A 16989-nucleotide genomic window follows, 5' to 3' on the forward strand; every position below is an offset into this window, starting at 1 on the left:
TATGGCCCGTTGGTCAAGGGGTTAAGACACCTCCCTTTCACGGAGGTAACAGGGGTTCGAATCCCCTACGGGTCACCATTATTTCCTTAAAACCCAGATCGGAGGCTTAGCTCAGCTGGGAGAGCATCTGCCTTACAAGCAGAGGGTCGGGGGTTCGAGCCCCTCAGCCTCCACCATAAGACTTTTACTGACGCGGGGTGGAGCAGCCCGGTAGCTCGTCGGGCTCATAACCCGAAGGCCGCAGGTTCAAATCCTGCCCCCGCAATTGCATTACCCTAAGTGTGGAGCCGTGGTGTAGAGGCCTAACATGCCTGCCTGTCACGCAGGAGACCGCGGGTTCGAATCCCGTCGGCTCCGCCATTATTATTTTACAATTCTGCATCCTGATAAGGGATGGTCGTACATTGTACGAGCCATTAGCTCAGTTGGTAGAGCACCTGACTTTTAATCAGGGTGTCGAAGGTTCGAGTCCTTCATGGCTCATAGCTTTTTCTTTGTTATTTTGCGGACGTGGCTCAGCGGTAGAGCATCGCCTTGCCAAGGCGAGGGTCGCGGGTTCGATTCCCGTCGTCCGCTCCATATGATATGCGCCCTTAGCTCAGCTGGATAGAGCGTTTGACTACGAATCAAAAGGTCAGGAGTTCGAATCTCTTAGGGCGCGTTTTACTCGCCGGTGTGGCGGAATTGGCAGACGCGCGCGACTCAAAATCGTGAGGGAAACCGTGGGGGTTCGAGTCCCTTCACCGGCATCATTGATAAACCTAACTGTGAGATCTACGTGATAGGTCTCGTCTGTATCATCGTGTAGGATAATAATTTTTTCTACACTCTCTTGAAGGATCAACTTCTTTTCGGTTTCGTTGCCGGAGAGAAGTTGATTCTTTTTTCTGTTTTAGATTTTTTTTATTTTCTTCCTGGGTAGTCCCTGCACACGTTCCATTACCTGCACTTTGACTAACTCGGCTTAAAAGTAGAAATTGAATGAAAAGAAAAAGCCGGAGAATTTTAAAAAAGAGTTGTAAAAAAACAATTTAAACAGTATCTGAAACTTGCTCGATAGAGGATAAAGCAACTTATATCTATATCGGAATATAGGCAATAACAGAAAAAAAGCCAGAAATCCGATCAAAGATCACGGCGATTTCTGGCTTATTGATGGTGAGATTGGTAGAAAATAAACCTATTAATTAATGATTTGATTAAACTATACAATTAAAATTATTAATTTGCATTTACAGTTATGAGATATATTACATAGTCTCCGTTAGGATTAAAAGTATATACAACAGCAGTACCAAGTTGGTTGTTAGATGAAACTACTCCACCTGGACTAATACTAATAAGGTGTCCACCCGATTGAATTTGAACATTTTGATTGGCAGTGAAAAGTTGTACATTCGAATTTCTACGCATATTGAAATTGACAGTTCCAATTATTTCTCCTTGAGTCAAACCAATAGAAGAATTAGTTGATATTTCTTTAGCAGAAACCGATGAGATTAGAGACGGGATAGTAAAAAATGAGAGTGATAGAATTAAAACCACCAAAAATTTCTTTACATTTTTCATAAATTTACCTCCTATAATTTAGTGTAAATAAAGTATAACATAGTAAAATTTGGTATACAAATAAAATTTTACATTTTTATTTAAGCTTTTGGAATTGTTAATTAGTATATTAGTATAATTCTTTTTTATGTTTAATATAGCAAATTTGAGTGATTTTCTTTGTTTGTATTTCGATATATGGTTTAAATTTATAGATTTTGATTAAAAAATAATTATTTTTTAATGCTAAAGTATTATTTATTATAATTAATATATGTGATATATTTTTAATGCATAATTTTCTTTTTCATCATGGCGAGGAGTAAGGCTCATTAGTCCAAATTTAAAGGAGGAGAAAGGTGAGCATGAAATTTCGTTGGAAGAAGAAGTGGTTGGCTGTATTTTTAGGGGTTGCTTTAATCGTTACTATTGTACCGCCGGCTGGATTGCCAGAGGCTGAGGCGGCAGGGTTGAGCTGGCCATCAGACCAGTTGCTCCCGTCATTTTCATCACCCGCTCCAACGCTTGATGTCATGGAATTGTTGACAGAATTCAAGTACAACGCAACTGGATCGTTAATTAGACACAATACGGGCCGACTGGATGGGGATGGGTGGCTTGCTCAAGTCAACATTGATGAGCCATTTCATCATATGGTCTATGGGCCGTACGCCACAGACATTCCGGTAGGGGAACACAGAGCTTTTTTTGATATGATTATTGATAATAACACGGCTGACAATAATGTCATGGTTACTGTTGATGTAAGGGATCATGATACGGGTGAGGTGCTGGCCACCAGAGATATCCGAAGACAGGATTGGACGTATACGTCTAATTATGAGCGGTTTTATCTGCCTTTTACGAATGAAAATGCAGGACATCGATTGGAGTTTAGAGTTTACTGGCATGGAGCTTCCTATATTAAGGTGCGGGAAGTGGGGACAGAATCTTTGAGTAATGCCGCAGAAGCTGCTTTGTTCACTTCACTCAAGGGGATTGTGAACCGCACACAGCCAAGAATTTATACTTATGACAATGCTGTTAGAGGCGAGGAAGGCAGGGAGAATTGGCTCAACTCGTTGGGTCTTGGTTATACCGATGTATCGGATAACTGGCTGCTGCTCAGCAAGTATCTGAATGAAGTAGACGGGATTGTGGTCTATGACGATCAGTTGCCGGATACATTAAACCTAGCAACAACGATTGCTTCGTTAAATGATGGCATTGTTGCCCCACCGAGCCTGGTTAGTAAGCTAACCTCTGCACCATACAATTTGCCGATATTGGATGATCTGCGGGGTGATTATGCCAACAAGATCGAAGTATATCAGGACTTATACGACAATTATTGGCCTTCGCTGCCACATCGATTGATTGTAGGACTGAATCCGAATCTTACGGGATTTCTTCGAGATTATGCAACTGCAATAGGATCGGCTGTTATCTGGCTTGATCCGGACGTCCCGGCAGAGAACACATTGCTGCGTAAATTCTTTGATGATATGCCTTACGGCAGCGGGATTTACATGGGTTGGTGGCCTGCGGAACAACGCGGGGTTGAAACCGCATCCGAATATGGTATTTCCACCATTGCCAGTGACTTCTCGTCCAATCTTACTGTGTTTGGGGGCACCTCGCGGAACGTGGATGTTAAGCCCGTCCCGACCAAGCCTAATCTGGATAATAAAATCTATATCTCGCTTATTCTAAGTGACGGCGATAATCTGCAATATATGGAGCATCGCTTCAAGAGCATTTGGGATGCGCCTAACAGAGGGGAGGTACCACTCAGTTGGACCGTATCGCCAGCGATGCTGGATGCTATGCCTGGAGTACTGGATTATTTGTATGATACAGCGACGCCAAATGATGCCTTGATTGCCGGACCGAGCGGAGTAGGTTATACGTACCCTAACTACTGGGATAACCAAACTTTCCTTGACGAGTACACTGCACTATCCGGAGATTACATGGAGCGTGCCGGACTTAAGGTAGTGACGATTTGGAACACGATTGTGGGGGCGACAAATCCTAATGTGGGCAATAGCTTTGCTCAGAACGCACCAAATTTGCTCGGCATGACAGCACAAGGGGGAGGCGGTGGCAACGTTACTGTATTTAATAACTCGCTGCCAAGCCAAGTGTTGAACGCTAACTATTGTTATTCCTATGATACGTTGAAATTGGAAATCAATAATGCGATTGCGGGTTGGGATGGTTCGGCCCCGAGATTTGTGACCATTCAAGCGAATCCGTGGGATGTGGGTTATCAGGATTTTGTGGATGTAGTCGATTATTTCAGCTCCAATAGCAATATTGAATTTGTTAGAGCGGATAACTACTTCCAGCTTGTAAGGGAGCACTATGGATTGCCTATCCAACCGGGTCCTGCCCCAACAAATCTTAACGAGGACAATCTCTAGAACGGAATGTAGAACGATCTCTGCCAGTATCAACAAGGAACCCAATCCTCTTCTGTAGGGTCTGGGTTCTTTGTTTTGTGCATTAATAATCTGATATACGTTGGATTTCCATATTTGATATAATTCAACTAAAACGGGGGAATCCTCATGAAATCACTTCCACTTTACAAGAAGATACAAGAAGACATTCGATTTCTGATTAGGTCGGGACAACTGAGGCCGGGTGATCGAGTACCCTCGGAGCAAGAACTGGCCGAGCAATACCATGTGAGCCGAATTACGTCCAAAAATGCAATTAACGGTTTAACGGAGGAAGGCGTGTTGGTCAGATACCGTGGTAAGGGAACTTTCGTGAACAGAGTTCTGGAGCAATTCCCTTCTGGCGATATTCATAAAGGGGTTATCGGGCTCATTCTACCTAGCATGAAAACGAAAGTGGACCAGCGAATTATGAGCTCCATTGAACAAAATGTAAGGGAGCAAGGTTATTATTTGCTGGTCAGGATTACACAGGAGTCTGCCGTTGAGGAAAGTAAAGCTATTGAGGATTTTTTGCTTTTACGCGTAAAAGGCCTGATTATTTTTCCTATTGAGCAGCAAATGTACAACAACGATATTTTAAGGCTAAGCCTGGATCAGTTCCCCCTTGTATTAATTGATCGTTATATCAAGGAAGTTGAGACTTATAGTGTATCGGCTGACAATATTAATGGAACTTACGTTGCCATTAAGGATTTGCTCAACAAGGGACACAAGAAGATCGCCTTTATTACGGTAGAGGTGACGAATACGGCCACGGCAGATCGGGCCGCCGGATTTGAACAAGCTTTCTTGGAGAAAAATTTACCCATCAACAAAAATCTATGGTGCATCCTGAATATTGAGGACATTGCTTCGGGTAAAGGCATTTCGATCATCCGGGAATTTCTAGAGGACAATCTTGATATCACAGCTATCTTTGCCTGCAATGCAGAGCTAACAGACTACACTCACCGGGCTATGAAGGTGATGAGCCAACAGAGATTTTGCAAGCCGGAACTGGTCAGTTTCGATCAATCTGATTTGGCGGACGTCAGTTATGTGAAGCAGAACGTTGAGGACATGTGCAGGATTACTGTCGAACTCCTGGTCGAGCAAATTCAAGGCAAGCATGACCCAAGAAGAATTGCTGTTCCGGTCAAGTTGTTCCACAAAAATATACTCAATAAGGTATAAAATTGCTCTACCCATGATGGTATGATATATACGCAAAATGAAAGCGATATCATATTAGAGTGGGAGGAATGAGGTTCTTGAAGAAATTCAGGTTACTGCTCTTTGTTATGGTCTTATGTTTGATGTTGCCTGCTACCCTGGCAACCGCCTATGAGAATCCCAGATCACTAGATCAGGAGTGGCCAACTTACGGTTCGGGCGATCCCTATATTTTGAAGTTTCAAGGAGTGTATTATCTATATGTTAGTACCAAGGACTCCGAGATTGGTATCAAAGCTTGGAGCTCTACGAACCTTGTTGATTGGACATACGAAGGGCTGGTAGCAACCGATCCTATAACGAAGGCGGCCTATGCGCCTGAAGTCATTTACTGGAATGGTTATTTCTATATGTATACCTCACCAGGCGGAGGCGGTCATTATGTACTGCGAAGCGAAAGTCCGACGGGTCCCTTTACGGTTCAAACACCGAACAGAGGGCTGTCGATTGACGGTCATGTATTCATAGATGATGATGGTCAGTGGTATTTCTACCGTGCGGCGCATGGACAGATGGTTGCTCATCAGATGAGTGATCCCTATACATTTGGACCAGGTCATAATACGGGGGCCTCGATCAATGGAGGTTGGACAGAAGGGGCGACGGTCGTCAAGCGTGATGGCCGATATTTCATGACCTATACCGGTAATCATGTCCATAGTCCGGCGTACCGGATTGACTATGCAGTAAGTGACAATCCGTTAACCGGGTTTGTTCCTGCGAGCAATCAGAATCCGGTCCTTGTCTCCACAGAGGGGCCTACCATTGGCCTCGGGCATAATAGCCTGGTTGTAGGTCCGGATCTGGATTCTACCTACATGTTCTATCATGATTGGAAAGGGTACACGCCTGAAAGATGGCCCATTCGCAGCATTAACTTTGATCGGGTGGTTTGGAACGGCGACAAAATGGTAGTGCTTGGACCTACGACGACCTCTCAGCCTGATCCTGCGCAGCCAGTTTTCCAAGATCGATTTGATCGGGCAACCGTGGGACTGGACTGGCAGAACGTAAACGGAGGGACTTGGGGGATTTATAACCAAGAATTGATGTGGCAGGATACCATCGGAACTACAGTGCCATACAAGCAGATTACTAAGGCAGTAACGGCTTCTAACTTTACTGCTGAATTTCATATGAAGGAAATGAATCGGGGAACCAGTGCTTCTCCAAGGTATGGCGTGACTTTCTCCTATGTGGATGAGAACAATTATGGTGTGGCCATGCTGAGCTCGAAGAACAATCAAGTAGAGACCCATCTGGTGATTAACGGGGTCTCCCAAGGTTGGGAGAATGCAGGACTGCCTGCGGACTTTGACCATAAGAAGTGGCATAATCTTCGTGTAGAAAAATCAGCAGATACTTATAAAATTTATGTAGATCAGATGTTGAAGGTAACCAGAGCGGCGAATCTGGAGGGCGGACAGATTGGTTACGTGTCGGAGGATACCCATGCTGACTTTGGATATGTAGCATTCAGCAATCAGGCTGGAGGCAGTAGTGCCTGGGAGGCATATAAGCCTATACCGGGTAAAATCGAGGCCGTTCATTATATGAGTGGTGGTGAGGGAGTGGGCTACCATGACACTACTCCCGCCAATATTGGCGGTCAGTATCGGAATGACGCGGTTGATATACGGGAAAATCCGCAAGGCGGCTACAACGTCGGTTGGAACCAGACGGGTGAGTGGTTGAAGTATCGCGTAAATGTTGCTGACTCGGGAGCTTACGATATTACATTCCGTATGGCTACCACAATGGATGGTGTACAGATCCGTGTCTGGGACGGAACTACGGATTTAACCGGTATTGTATCTATTCCCAATACAGGTGGCTGGGATGAGTGGAGATCAATAACGACTCATAACGTTACATTAAATGAAGGGCTCCGAGAATTACGGGTTGAATTTGTTACGGGTGAAGCGGACTTTGCCAGTATGGAATTCCATCGTTATGCGGAAGTTCCTAACTGGAATGATGATTTTAATGATAACAATAGCGAGGGTTGGAAGCGTTGGGAGGGGAACTGGTCTGTCATAGATGGTCAATACCACTCGACGGGTGGTACCTTTGCAAAAACGACGACCGGTGAGGATCACTGGGCAAATTATACCCTCGAAGCCGATGTCAAAATGCTTGAAAACGATGGAGATGCCGGGGTCATTATAAGGGGCACTAACCCAGCTAATGGGCTAGAGCTTGGACAGAATAATGGAGACTTCTTACAGGGTTATTATGCCTACATCAGAACAGATGGGGTGTACCTGGGCAAACAAAATTTCAATTGGGGCAAGCTGGCTGAATTTGCGACACCACTTGATACCCATTCATGGCACAAATTAAAAGTAGTAGTCAACGGAACCAATATCAAGGTGTACGTGGATGATATGTCGGTGCCAAAGATTGATTACAATGACCATTCTCCCCAACCATTCACACATGGGAAAATCGGGCTAAGAACAGCATATAAAGAGACTTTGTTCGATAATGTGAAGATGTATCCTTAACATAATCGGCACGAAGCAACGAATAAAGAGAGATAGCCTTTTTTCTAGAGGGCTATCTCTCTTTGCTGTTGTATGCGTTCCTTCTATGTTTTGAATTTATGATAATGATTCTCATTATCTTTATTTTAAGCTATACTAGACTTTAAATCAGTAAAGGATTTCAAGAACTGCATTGAGAGGAACCGGATGTAATGAAACGGATTTTATTTATTGAGGATGAACAGCATTTGTCGCGCTTCGTTGAGATGGAGCTGCGGAGGGAAGAGAACGAGGTTGTGTTAGCCTATGACGGTGCCACGGGACTTCATCTGGCTCTTGGCGAGGAATGGGATGTTATTTTGCTGGATTTAATGCTACCTAAGATAGATGGGCTGGAGGTTTGCCGGCAAATCCGTACGATTAAGAAAACCCCTGTAATTATGCTGACGGCCAGAGACGGTATTACAGACCGGGTCATGGGGCTGGACTGCGGAGCAGATGATTATTTGCCCAAACCTTTTGCAATTGAAGAACTGAAGGCCCGCATGAGGGTGGTGTTCAGAAGACAAGAGGAGCACACTAACAAATCTCAAGCACTGTTGTTATTTCGGGATTTATCTATTAACCGGGACTTAAGGATCGCCAGAAGAGGAGGCGAGGAAATCGGGTTAACCAAACGGGAATTTGATCTGCTCACCACCCTTGTAGAGAATGCAAAGCGCGTCATGACCAGGGAGGAGCTTCTGGATAAAGTGTGGGGATTTGAAGCTGCCGTTGATACGAACGTCGTTGATGTGTATATCCGGTACTTACGCAACAAAATAGATGATTCCAGGCAAGATGGTTATATCCGAACCATTCGTGGTGTCGGTTATATGATGAACTTATGAAACTACATACCTTGAAGCAGGTGCTGTTGCGTCTGCCGATTAGATGGACACTCACTTTGTGGTCCGCTTTTCTGATTCTGGTGTTATTTATCGCTTATAATACCGTGCAGTATATCTTTGTCGAGCAATGGATGCTGGGTCAGGAGAAGGCGCAGGCGCAGCATAAGATGAATGATATCTTGAATGGTCTGCTGGAGCGAGAGGCTGGATTTACGGAAGAGGAATTACCGCGAATACGCAGTTATCTGGATAAGAAGAATCAGAACGATCAATTAATCAGGGTCATCGACCAACATGGCAATAAAGTTATTACCGTCTCCGACAGTATCGCAGAATACGCTATTCCTGCTATACCAAGTTCCAAGACAGAAGTGGTCGTTGCCAGTCACGGTGGGCATTCCCTGTTAGTGATGAGAAGTCCCATTGTCATCCATTCCTTTACCGGTACCGTGGAGATTGTCAAGAATATAGATCAATTTGAAAAGCTGACGGAGGCCATTTTGCGGGTGTTTTTGCTATGCGGCCTAGGGGCTGTCGTCTTAAGTGGCTTGGGCGGCGCTATACTGGCAAGGCAAGTACTGAAGCCGATTCAAGCGATGGCCAGGACGATGAGAGACGTCGAACGCAATGGCTTGCAACAGCGGATGGTAATTCCAGACAAAGAAGATGAAATGGTGGCCTTGATGAAAATGTTCAACGGCATGATGGATCAGGTGGAACGATCATTCTCTCAGCAAAGCCAATTTGTTGAGGATGCTTCCCATGAATTACGCACCCCGATCGCCATCATGGACGGGCATTTGTCGTTGCTGCTGCGCTGGGGGAAGGAGGATCCTCAGGCGTTGGAGGAATCCTTAAGCATTTCTTATCAGGAACTGACGCGAATTAAAGCTCTTGTTCAGGATCTGCTGACGCTGACGAGAGCAGAGAAGGCGAGCCCTGCCGAAGATGAGGTGACGGCTCGAGCGGATCGAACTGTGCTTCATTTAATTGGAGAGTGGGAGCAATTATACCCCGCCTATCCGTTTGAAACCCTGCTGACCGGTCTGCAAGAGTATGAGATTCTTGTACCCAAAAGGCATCTTGAGCAAATTTTGATGATTTTACTGGATAATGCAGTCAAGTATTCAGCAACAGGCTCGTCAATAAGCATTACCGGGGATGTGCGCGATCAACGCGCGTTTTTTCAGATTACTGATCATGGCATAGGCATTCCTGAGGAGGACCTCCCCCATGTTATGGAGCGATTCTACCGAGCGGATAAGGCGCGCAGTCGGGAGCAAGGCGGGACGGGTCTGGGTCTGGCGATTGCCAAACGATTAGTAGAGCACCATCATGGCACGATAATGGTCCAAAGTGAAGTGTCAAAAGGGACGACGGTGACATTTTCATTTGCTTGCCGGCCTTATATAGATAAAAGTGGGGGGAATAGTCTATGAAATCCTGGCTAAAGAGAGGCGTTTTAGGGCTGCTAATTCCGCTTCTAGTCATTGCGGTTTTTTTATCATCTTGTATTTTAAAGCAGGATCAGCAGCTTCAAGGTGATCGGCCCAGCGTAAACGTATTTTCAGCGAGACATTATGAAGTGGATCGGGCTGTCTTTCAGGAATTCACGAAACGCACGGGCATTCAGGTTAATGAAGTCAAGGGCACGGCGGAAGAGTTAATTGAACGCATGAAGCGGGAGGGGCAGGCCTCTTCGGCGGATTTGTTAATCGTTGTGGATGGGGGCATTCTTAATGAAGCCAAGGAGAGCGGGGTATTGCAGCCTATGTCGTCTGATGTGTTGCGGGACAATGTTCCGGCAGAGTGGCGTGACCCGGACGATTACTGGCTAGCCATGACGGCGCGCTCCCGAGTTATAGTCTATGCCCGGGACCGGGTAAATCCAGAATCGCTCTCCACTTACGAAGATTTGACCCATGAGCGCTGGCGAGGGAAGTTGCTGGTTCGCTCCTCATCGAGTTTGTATAATCAATCCTTGCTGGCTTCGTTTATTGAATTGTATGGAGAACAGGAAGCAGAGAAATGGGCGGCGGGAATCGTGCGTAACTTTGCCCGTGAACCTGAGGGGGGAGATAAGGCGCAAGCTAGGGCCATTGCAGCAAAAATAGGAGACGTGGCCATTATGAATACGTACTATGTGGGTCAAATGCTGACTTCAAGCGACCCGGAGGAGTTGGAGATTGCCGCGGGCTTAGGAGTGTATTTTCCCAATCAGCTAACAACGGGGGTTCATACAAATATAAGCGGAATAGGGCTTGCCACGTATGCACCTAATGAGGCCAATGCGCTTAAGTTAGCTGAATTCCTGACTGGCCGAGAGGGACAAACGATGCTCATACAAGGAAGTTATGAATTCCCGGTAAATGCAGAGGCAGATATGCCAGCCTTGCTACGTAGCTGGATGTCATTTATTCGTCAGCCTGTGAGCATTGCGGAACTGGGCCGCTTGCATCAGAAAGCAGCCGATATTTTTGACCAAGTGGGTTGGAAATAAACAATTGTCAATTTCAAAAATGACAATTTTCTTCTTTCACATCATTTTCTCATTTTCGATTGATAGAATTCTTATTAAGTGAATTTTATTGATAGTGATTCTCATTCTCGAGAGTGAGATCCGAAAATGATGAGGAGGAAAAGGTACATGTTCAAGAAACACAGTTCCATTGTATTAACCATTTCATGCATGCTTGTTATCGCTCTTCTAGCAGGGTGCGGTGCCAGTAACACAGGACAAGGCAGCGGCAATAATACGACTGCACCAGCTCAAACGGAGGAGCCAGCTCAATCGTCCACAAATACGGAGCCTGCCCAAACGGGCGGCGAGGTTAATATTTATACAGCTCGTCACTATGAGGTAGATCAGGAGCTCTATGATGCATTCAAGGAGCAAACGGGAATCACAGTGAATGTGGTCGAAGGGAAAGCGCCTGAATTAATCGAGCGCTTGAAGCGCGAAGGAGCAAGCAGCCCAGCCGACCTGTTCATTACGGTAGATGGCGGGATTTTGAACACGGCCAAGACAGAAGAGATTCTACAGCCGATTGTATCTGATGTGCTGGACAAGCAGGTTCCTGGAGACTTGAGGGATAAAGACAATCAATGGATTGGCTTGTCCACGCGAGCACGGGTAATCGTATATGCCAAGGACCGGGTTGAGCCCAGTCAACTCTCGACCTATGAGGATTTGGCTACGGACAAATGGAAAGGTAAAATTGCCGTGAGATCTTCGACTAATCTGTACAATCAATCCTTGCTAGCTTCTTTTATCGAGATTATGGGTGAGGAAGAGGCGGAGGCATGGGCAGCTGGTATCGCCGCTAACTTGGCTCGCGAACCAGAGGGAGGAGACCGGGATCAAGCGAAGGCCATCGTATCGGGTGTAGGTGATGTAGCGATTATGAATACCTACTATGTGGGTAGATTGTCCGCTTCAGAGGATGCTGAAGAGGCTAAAGTGGCAGAGCAAGTTGGTGTGTTCTTCCCTAACCAGGAAACGACCGGTACTCACATTAACATTAGTGGGGCGGGCCTGATCAAGCATAGCAAGAATAAAGACAATGCCATCAAGCTGCTCGAATTCCTGACTGCGCCCGAAGCCCAAGCGAAAATCTCACAAGCTAATTTCGAGTTCCCTGTGAACACGGAGACGGAACTACCGGAATTGCTGAAGAGTTGGGGAGACTTCAAACGCCAGGATATTGACTTTGCCAAATACGGTGAATTAAATCCGAAAGCTGTGGAGATTGCCAACAAGGTTGGATGGAAGTAGTCGATGAGAATAGCGCTGCTTCTTAGAATGCTCAAGCGGCACGTGAATGGATGGACGGTAACCAGCATGATGGGGGCAGCAGTTATACTGCTGCCCATCCTTTATCTGCTGCTCAGTTTGTTCCTTCCCCCTAATGACAATTGGAGCACGGTCAAGCAGTTTCTCTTAACGGATTATGTGCTAGGATCGGCCAGGCTGGTACTTATGACCGCCTTTTTTGCTGTTTGCATAGGAGTTGCATTTGCCTGGCTTGTGGTGGGGTATACGTTTCCGCTGCGAAATGTATTCAGATGGGCTCTTGCGCTGCCCCTGGCCATGCCGCCCTATATAGCCGCTTATACATACAGTACGATGACCGGCTATACCGGTATGATTCAGGCAACGCTTCGTAACCGGTTCGGCATTGTGCTGCCGCCAGGAGTTATTGAGGTCATGTCCGAGCGCGGGGCCGTGTTCGTATTGACCTTATTCCTATTTCCTTATGTGTTTATGATTACTCGGGCTTTCCTGGAGAGACAGAGTGCTTCTTACATCGAAAATGCACGCTTGCTTGGACATCGACCGCTTAGTGTTTTTATCCGGGTTGTATTGCCACTGGCAAGACCGGCGATTATGGCAGGTGGGATGCTTGTCGTATTCGAAGTGTTAAGCGATTACGGGGTGGCGAATTACTTTGGGGTACAGACCATATCAACCGCGATTTTTCAAACCTGGTTTGGTATGTACGATATGGCGTCAGCGATGCGTCTTGCGGCTTGGTTGATGGTTGGTGTAATTAGTCTGTTCATCCTTGAGCATTGGCTGCGGCGCAATCGGCGCTATTCGGATACTACGAGCCAGGGTCATCCGCTCAAGCCAAAGGCCCTGAAGGGAGTTGCGGCTTGGGTAGCATGTATGGGATGTGGGCTTCTTCTCCTGCTCGCTTTTCTCGCGCCCTTCGTCCAGTTAATCGCCTGGTCTGTTCAGTACGGGGCAAAGATATGGCGTTCCGACTTTGCTGAACTGGCGATGAACACTTTACAAGGGGCGGGAATTGCCACAAGTCTGATTCTACTGGTTGCTTTGCTGTCTTCCCGGGCGGTGCGCATGATCGATTCGCCTTTTATGCAAGCGTTGGCCAGACTAATATCCGCCGGATATTCTGTGCCCGGGGCAATTATAGCGATTGGCGTGCTTGCCGTGTTCACCGTGCTTGATGGCTGGCTGTCTCCCCTGTACGTGTCGCTGGGACTCAGCGAGGGCTCGCTTGTGCTTAGCCTATCCCTGGCCATGTTGTTAACGGGTTATGTTATTCGTTATATGGCCACAGGCTACAGTGCATTGGAGTCGGGATACGAGAAGATACCACGTGCCTACTCGGAGGCATCCAGGACGCTTGGCCGTAGCAGTCTGGTGACCTTTATACGCGTGGAGCTTCCGCTGTTAAAGGGTTCGCTGTTAAGCGGCTTTGTACTGACCTTTGTAGAGATTATTAAAGAATTACCCCTTACGCTTCTGCTCAGGCCTTTTAATTACGATACGTTGTCTACCCGTGCGTACCAGTATGCTACGGATGAACGCGTTTTTGAGGCAGCTTTGCCTTCCTTGCTACTGGTGTTGATCGGGCTGGTGACGGTGTTGTTCATCCTTAACCCGGAGAGGAGGTCCATATGAGTTATATTCATCTTGATCGTGTAACGTTTCGTTTTGGTCCCAAGGAGCCCGCAGTAATCGACGGATTAACGCTGCAAATGGAGCAGGGCGACATCATGGGCATTCTGGGAGCCAGCGGAAGTGGCAAGAGTACGCTCTTGCGATTAATTGCCGGACTTGAGATGCCAGAGAGCGGCAGCATATCTATCGATGAACACTTGATGGTGGATGAACGGGTCTTCATGGAACCGGAGCAGCGTGGTGTTGGGATGGTATTCCAGGACTATGCCCTGTTCCCCAATATGACGGTAGCCGCGAATATTGCCTTTGGACTACATAAGCTCAAGAAGCATTTGCGGCGCCAGCGCTTGGAACAAATGCTGGAGCTTGTGCAGATGGAGGCTTATGAACGGCGGTATCCGCATGAGCTAAGCGGTGGGCAGCAGCAGCGAGTGGCATTGGCGAGAGCGTTGGCCCCTCAGCCGTCAGTGCTGCTAATGGACGAGCCATTCAGTAATCTGGATGCCGATCTGAAAGCGGACATCCGTACTGACCTGAAGCAAATATTGGCGAAGGCAGGGATGACTTGTCTGCTAGTGTCTCATGACCAAGCCGATATCGATGCGGTCTGTAGCCGAATTCTCCGTCTCCCGAAGGACAGTGGAAAGGGAGTTTCTCATTAAGGATGTCGAATGCACTTCTCGAACAGCTTCGTTCTGGAAAGACGACTTTTTGAACATCCTCTTAAAATTCACAGGAGCGGGTTCTCGCTGAAGAGGTGGGGAACCCGCTATTTTTCAGGGTAAAAGTCTTATTTTTCTGCTGAACATATTTCGTTGACTATTCATACATACAGCACTATAATCCTAAAGATAAATGGATAAGCCATTAAAACAACGACTACTGTACATCAACAGGGAGGCCAAGTATTAATGACCACAGGCACACCATCAACCAAATTTTACACGAAAAACTACCCGAGACCTCAGTTTACTCGCAAGGAGTGGCTGGACTTAAACGGAGTTTGGGATTTTTGCTTCGATGACTCTAAGGTGGGAGATGCGCAGCGGTGGATGGACCAATTCCCAACTGCTCAAAAAATAGTTGTTCCGTTTACTTATGAGACAAAAGCGAGCGGGATTGATGATCAAGAGGTTCATTCTCAAGTCTGGTATCGTACGACATGGAAGCTTGCACCTGAAGCAGACGGAAAACGAACCCTTCTGCATTTTGAGGGCGTTGATTATAAAGCAACCTGCTGGGTCAATGGCCGATGGGTTGGTGAACATGAAGGCGGCTACGCTAGATTTTCCTTTGATATCACAGATTCCTTGGTGAAGGACGCCGAGAATGAAATTGTGCTGAAGGTTGAGGATGGTCATAATCCAATGCAACCAAGAGGCAAACAACGTTATTCGGGGCATAATTTCGAAACCTCTTATGTTCAAACTACGGGGATTTGGAAGACGGTCTGGCTGGAATACGTAGAGCAAACCCGGATCGAATCCGTGAAAATTACGCCGGAGATTGATCGCCACATGGTTCGTTTTGATTTTCATATGCATGGGGTGGAAGATAAGCCTAACCTTCGTCTGGAGGCGGAGATTACTTTCAAGGGACGGCCTGTGACTACATGGAGTCTCTCGGTTAATCGTAGCCGATTGACAGCGGAAGCAAGCGTATTGCACGAAACGAATGGCCCATGGCTGGAAAGCATGTGGACCCCTAAAAAACCTAATCTGTTTGATGTGGAGTTCGTATTGTATGATGGGGAGCAAGAAATCGACCGGGTAGGCTCCTATTTCGGCATGCGGAAAATTTCGATTAAGGATGGTCAAATTCTGCTCAACAATTACCCGCTCTATCAAAGGCTAATTTTGGACCAGGGGTATTGGCCGGAGAGTCATCTTACTCCACCGTCTGAGGAAGCGCTCATTGAGGATATTGACTTGATTCTGGAGATGGGTTATAACGGCTTGCGCAAGCATATGAAGGTGGAGGATGCCCGTTTTCTCTACTGGTGTGACGTGAAGGGTGTGCTGGTGTGGTCGGAAATGGCGGCTACCTATGAATTTAATGATGAGGCGGTAGAACGCTTCACCAAAGAGTGGCTTGAGGTCGTTCAGCAGCAGTACAATCATCCCTGCATTATAACCTGGGTACCGTTTAACGAATCTTGGGGAATCGTGAACGTTGGGCATGACGTGCGGCAACAGAAGTTCACGGAAGGGATCTATCATTTGACCAAAGCGTTTGATCCGTATCGTCCTGTAATCACTAACGATGGCTGGGAGCACACGGTTTCAGATATTCTTACGCTGCATGATTATGTAGAACGCGGAGAGGACTTCCTGGAGACTTATAAGGATAAGGATTCCATTACCGGAGATCATAGTGCGTTTAATGAATGGAAGTTCCCCTTCGCGAACGGGTATCGTTATCAGGGGCAACCTATCATCATTAGTGAATATGGAGGAATAGCGTTCCGTACGAATAGCGGCTGGGGATATGGCAATCAGGTTGATTCGGAGGAAGCCTTCCTGGAGCGGTTTGGTAGCATTACAGGGGCCATCCAGGCCATTCCGTTCATTGCCGGCTATTGCTTCACGCAAATTACCGATGTGCAGGAAGAAGTGAACGGACTGCTGACGGAGACGCGGGAGCCTAAGGTATCACTGGACAAAGTGCGTGAGGTCAACACGCGTAGAGTTCATCATATTTATAGAGATTAGAAAAATATTCTTGACTATTTCCCTGCGTTCGCTATAATAGGAAAAGTGACCTGATTTTTTCGAAAGAGAAAAAAGGAGTCATCCTAATAGCGGGACGTAGCTCAGCTTGGTAGAGCACCTGGTTTGGGACCAGGGGGTCGCATGTTCAAATCGTGTCGTCCCGATTATAAGCTTCAGATGGAAAGAAGTTGATTGTATCTAAATCGACTTCTTTCTTTGTTTATAGAGAAAATGCATAAAACAAGA

The 16989-nt window shown here is 46.5% G+C and carries 11 protein-coding genes and 9 tRNA genes; 19 read left to right on the plus strand and 1 reads right to left on the minus strand.

The genetic code is table 11. The annotated features are described in order from the left end of the window. The first annotated feature begins 3 nt into the window (after positions 1 to 3). From AC1VOR_RS05790 to AC1VOR_RS05825, 8 genes are all read left to right on the plus strand, one after another. Positions 4 to 78, plus strand: a tRNA-Glu gene (locus tag AC1VOR_RS05790). A 22-nt stretch (positions 79 to 100) separates the two neighbouring features. After that, positions 101 to 176: transfer RNA gene (locus AC1VOR_RS05795), tRNA-Val, on the plus strand. A gap of 15 nt (positions 177 to 191) precedes the next feature. Then, positions 192 to 265, plus strand: a tRNA-Met gene (locus tag AC1VOR_RS05800). Positions 266 to 283: 18 nt separating this feature from the next. After that, positions 284 to 360: transfer RNA gene (locus tag AC1VOR_RS05805), tRNA-Asp, on the plus strand. Between the two features lie 50 nt (positions 361 to 410). Next, positions 411 to 483 (plus strand) — tRNA-Lys (locus AC1VOR_RS05810). Positions 484 to 504: 21 nt separating this feature from the next. After that, a tRNA-Gly gene (locus AC1VOR_RS05815) sits at positions 505 to 579 on the plus strand. Positions 580 to 587: 8 nt separating this feature from the next. After that, a tRNA-Arg gene (locus AC1VOR_RS05820) sits at positions 588 to 661 on the plus strand. Positions 662 to 669: 8 nt separating this feature from the next. After that, positions 670 to 749 (plus strand) — tRNA-Leu (locus AC1VOR_RS05825). Positions 750 to 1221: 472 nt separating this feature from the next. Here AC1VOR_RS05825 and AC1VOR_RS05830 read toward each other — a convergent pair. Continuing rightward, on the minus strand, positions 1222 to 1569 hold the full coding sequence (locus tag AC1VOR_RS05830) for a hypothetical protein (protein WP_482616435.1): 348 nt from the start codon (positions 1567 to 1569) through the stop codon (positions 1222 to 1224). A gap of 344 nt (positions 1570 to 1913) precedes the next feature. Between AC1VOR_RS05830 and AC1VOR_RS05835 the strand changes: the two genes are divergently transcribed. From AC1VOR_RS05835 to AC1VOR_RS05885, 11 genes are all read left to right on the plus strand, one after another. Beyond that, positions 1914 to 3974 (plus strand): GxGYxYP domain-containing protein, encoded by a 2061-nt coding sequence (locus tag AC1VOR_RS05835; protein ID WP_482616437.1) that lies wholly within the window; start codon positions 1914 to 1916, stop codon positions 3972 to 3974. Positions 3975 to 4121: 147 nt separating this feature from the next. After that, positions 4122 to 5189: a GntR family transcriptional regulator gene (locus AC1VOR_RS05840; protein ID WP_482616439.1), complete on the plus strand. Its 1068-nt coding sequence runs from the start codon at positions 4122 to 4124 to the stop codon at positions 5187 to 5189. Between the two features lie 68 nt (positions 5190 to 5257). Then, the gene (locus tag AC1VOR_RS05845) at positions 5258 to 7735 is read left to right on the plus strand and encodes a family 43 glycosylhydrolase (protein ID WP_482616440.1); all 2478 of its coding nucleotides are present in this window, start codon (positions 5258 to 5260) and stop codon (positions 7733 to 7735) included. Between the two features lie 191 nt (positions 7736 to 7926). Beyond that, positions 7927 to 8604, plus strand: coding sequence for a response regulator transcription factor (locus tag AC1VOR_RS05850; RefSeq protein WP_482616442.1), 678 nt, complete (start codon positions 7927 to 7929; stop codon positions 8602 to 8604). Next, positions 8601 to 10043, plus strand: coding sequence for a HAMP domain-containing sensor histidine kinase (locus AC1VOR_RS05855; protein WP_482616444.1), 1443 nt, complete (start codon positions 8601 to 8603; stop codon positions 10041 to 10043). The genes AC1VOR_RS05850 and AC1VOR_RS05855 overlap by 4 nt, the downstream gene beginning before the upstream one ends. After that, positions 10040 to 11104, plus strand: a complete 1065-nt coding sequence (locus AC1VOR_RS05860; RefSeq protein WP_482616446.1) for a Fe(3+) ABC transporter substrate-binding protein — start codon at positions 10040 to 10042, stop codon at positions 11102 to 11104. The genes AC1VOR_RS05855 and AC1VOR_RS05860 overlap by 4 nt, the downstream gene beginning before the upstream one ends. 147 nt (positions 11105 to 11251) lie before the next feature. Next, positions 11252 to 12379: a Fe(3+) ABC transporter substrate-binding protein gene (locus AC1VOR_RS05865; RefSeq protein ID WP_482616447.1), complete on the plus strand. Its 1128-nt coding sequence runs from the start codon at positions 11252 to 11254 to the stop codon at positions 12377 to 12379. 3 nt (positions 12380 to 12382) lie between these two features. Beyond that, positions 12383 to 14032, plus strand: coding sequence for an ABC transporter permease (locus AC1VOR_RS05870; RefSeq protein ID WP_482616448.1), 1650 nt, complete (start codon positions 12383 to 12385; stop codon positions 14030 to 14032). After that, complete coding sequence (locus tag AC1VOR_RS05875; RefSeq protein ID WP_482616450.1) at positions 14029 to 14694, plus strand: ABC transporter ATP-binding protein; 666 nt, start codon at positions 14029 to 14031, stop codon at positions 14692 to 14694. Before AC1VOR_RS05870 ends, AC1VOR_RS05875 begins: the two co-directional genes overlap by 4 nt. A gap of 249 nt (positions 14695 to 14943) precedes the next feature. Next, positions 14944 to 16743 carry a glycoside hydrolase family 2 protein gene (locus AC1VOR_RS05880; RefSeq protein WP_482616452.1) on the plus strand — a complete coding sequence of 600 codons (1800 nt, stop codon included), beginning with the start codon at positions 14944 to 14946 and terminating at the stop codon, positions 16741 to 16743. A 90-nt stretch (positions 16744 to 16833) separates the two neighbouring features. Beyond that, a tRNA-Pro gene (locus AC1VOR_RS05885) sits at positions 16834 to 16907 on the plus strand. The last annotated feature ends 82 nt before the right edge of the window (positions 16908 to 16989 follow it).

The sequence above is a fragment of the Paenibacillus sp. 1SOY10 genome (genome assembly GCF_056836745.1).

Bases quoted from the DNA above. Each gene is read 5' to 3' on its own strand.
- AC1VOR_RS05880 (WP_482616452.1), top strand. From the start codon at position 14,944: ATGACCACAGGCACACCATCAACCAAATTTTACACGAAAAACTACCCG.
- AC1VOR_RS05875 (WP_482616450.1), top strand. From the start codon at position 14,029: ATGAGTTATATTCATCTTGATCGTGTAACGTTTCGTTTTGGTCCCAAG.
- AC1VOR_RS05870 (WP_482616448.1), top strand. From the start codon at position 12,383: ATGAGAATAGCGCTGCTTCTTAGAATGCTCAAGCGGCACGTGAATGGA.
- AC1VOR_RS05830 (WP_482616435.1), bottom strand. From the start codon at position 1,569: ATGAAAAATGTAAAGAAATTTTTGGTGGTTTTAATTCTATCACTCTCA.
- AC1VOR_RS05845 (WP_482616440.1), top strand. From the start codon at position 5,258: ATGAGGTTCTTGAAGAAATTCAGGTTACTGCTCTTTGTTATGGTCTTA.
- AC1VOR_RS05850 (WP_482616442.1), top strand. From the start codon at position 7,927: ATGAAACGGATTTTATTTATTGAGGATGAACAGCATTTGTCGCGCTTC.
- AC1VOR_RS05860 (WP_482616446.1), top strand. From the start codon at position 10,040: ATGAAATCCTGGCTAAAGAGAGGCGTTTTAGGGCTGCTAATTCCGCTT.
- AC1VOR_RS05840 (WP_482616439.1), top strand. From the start codon at position 4,122: ATGAAATCACTTCCACTTTACAAGAAGATACAAGAAGACATTCGATTT.
- AC1VOR_RS05855 (WP_482616444.1), top strand. From the start codon at position 8,601: ATGAAACTACATACCTTGAAGCAGGTGCTGTTGCGTCTGCCGATTAGA.
- AC1VOR_RS05865 (WP_482616447.1), top strand. From the start codon at position 11,252: ATGTTCAAGAAACACAGTTCCATTGTATTAACCATTTCATGCATGCTT.
- AC1VOR_RS05835 (WP_482616437.1), top strand. From the start codon at position 1,914: ATGAAATTTCGTTGGAAGAAGAAGTGGTTGGCTGTATTTTTAGGGGTT.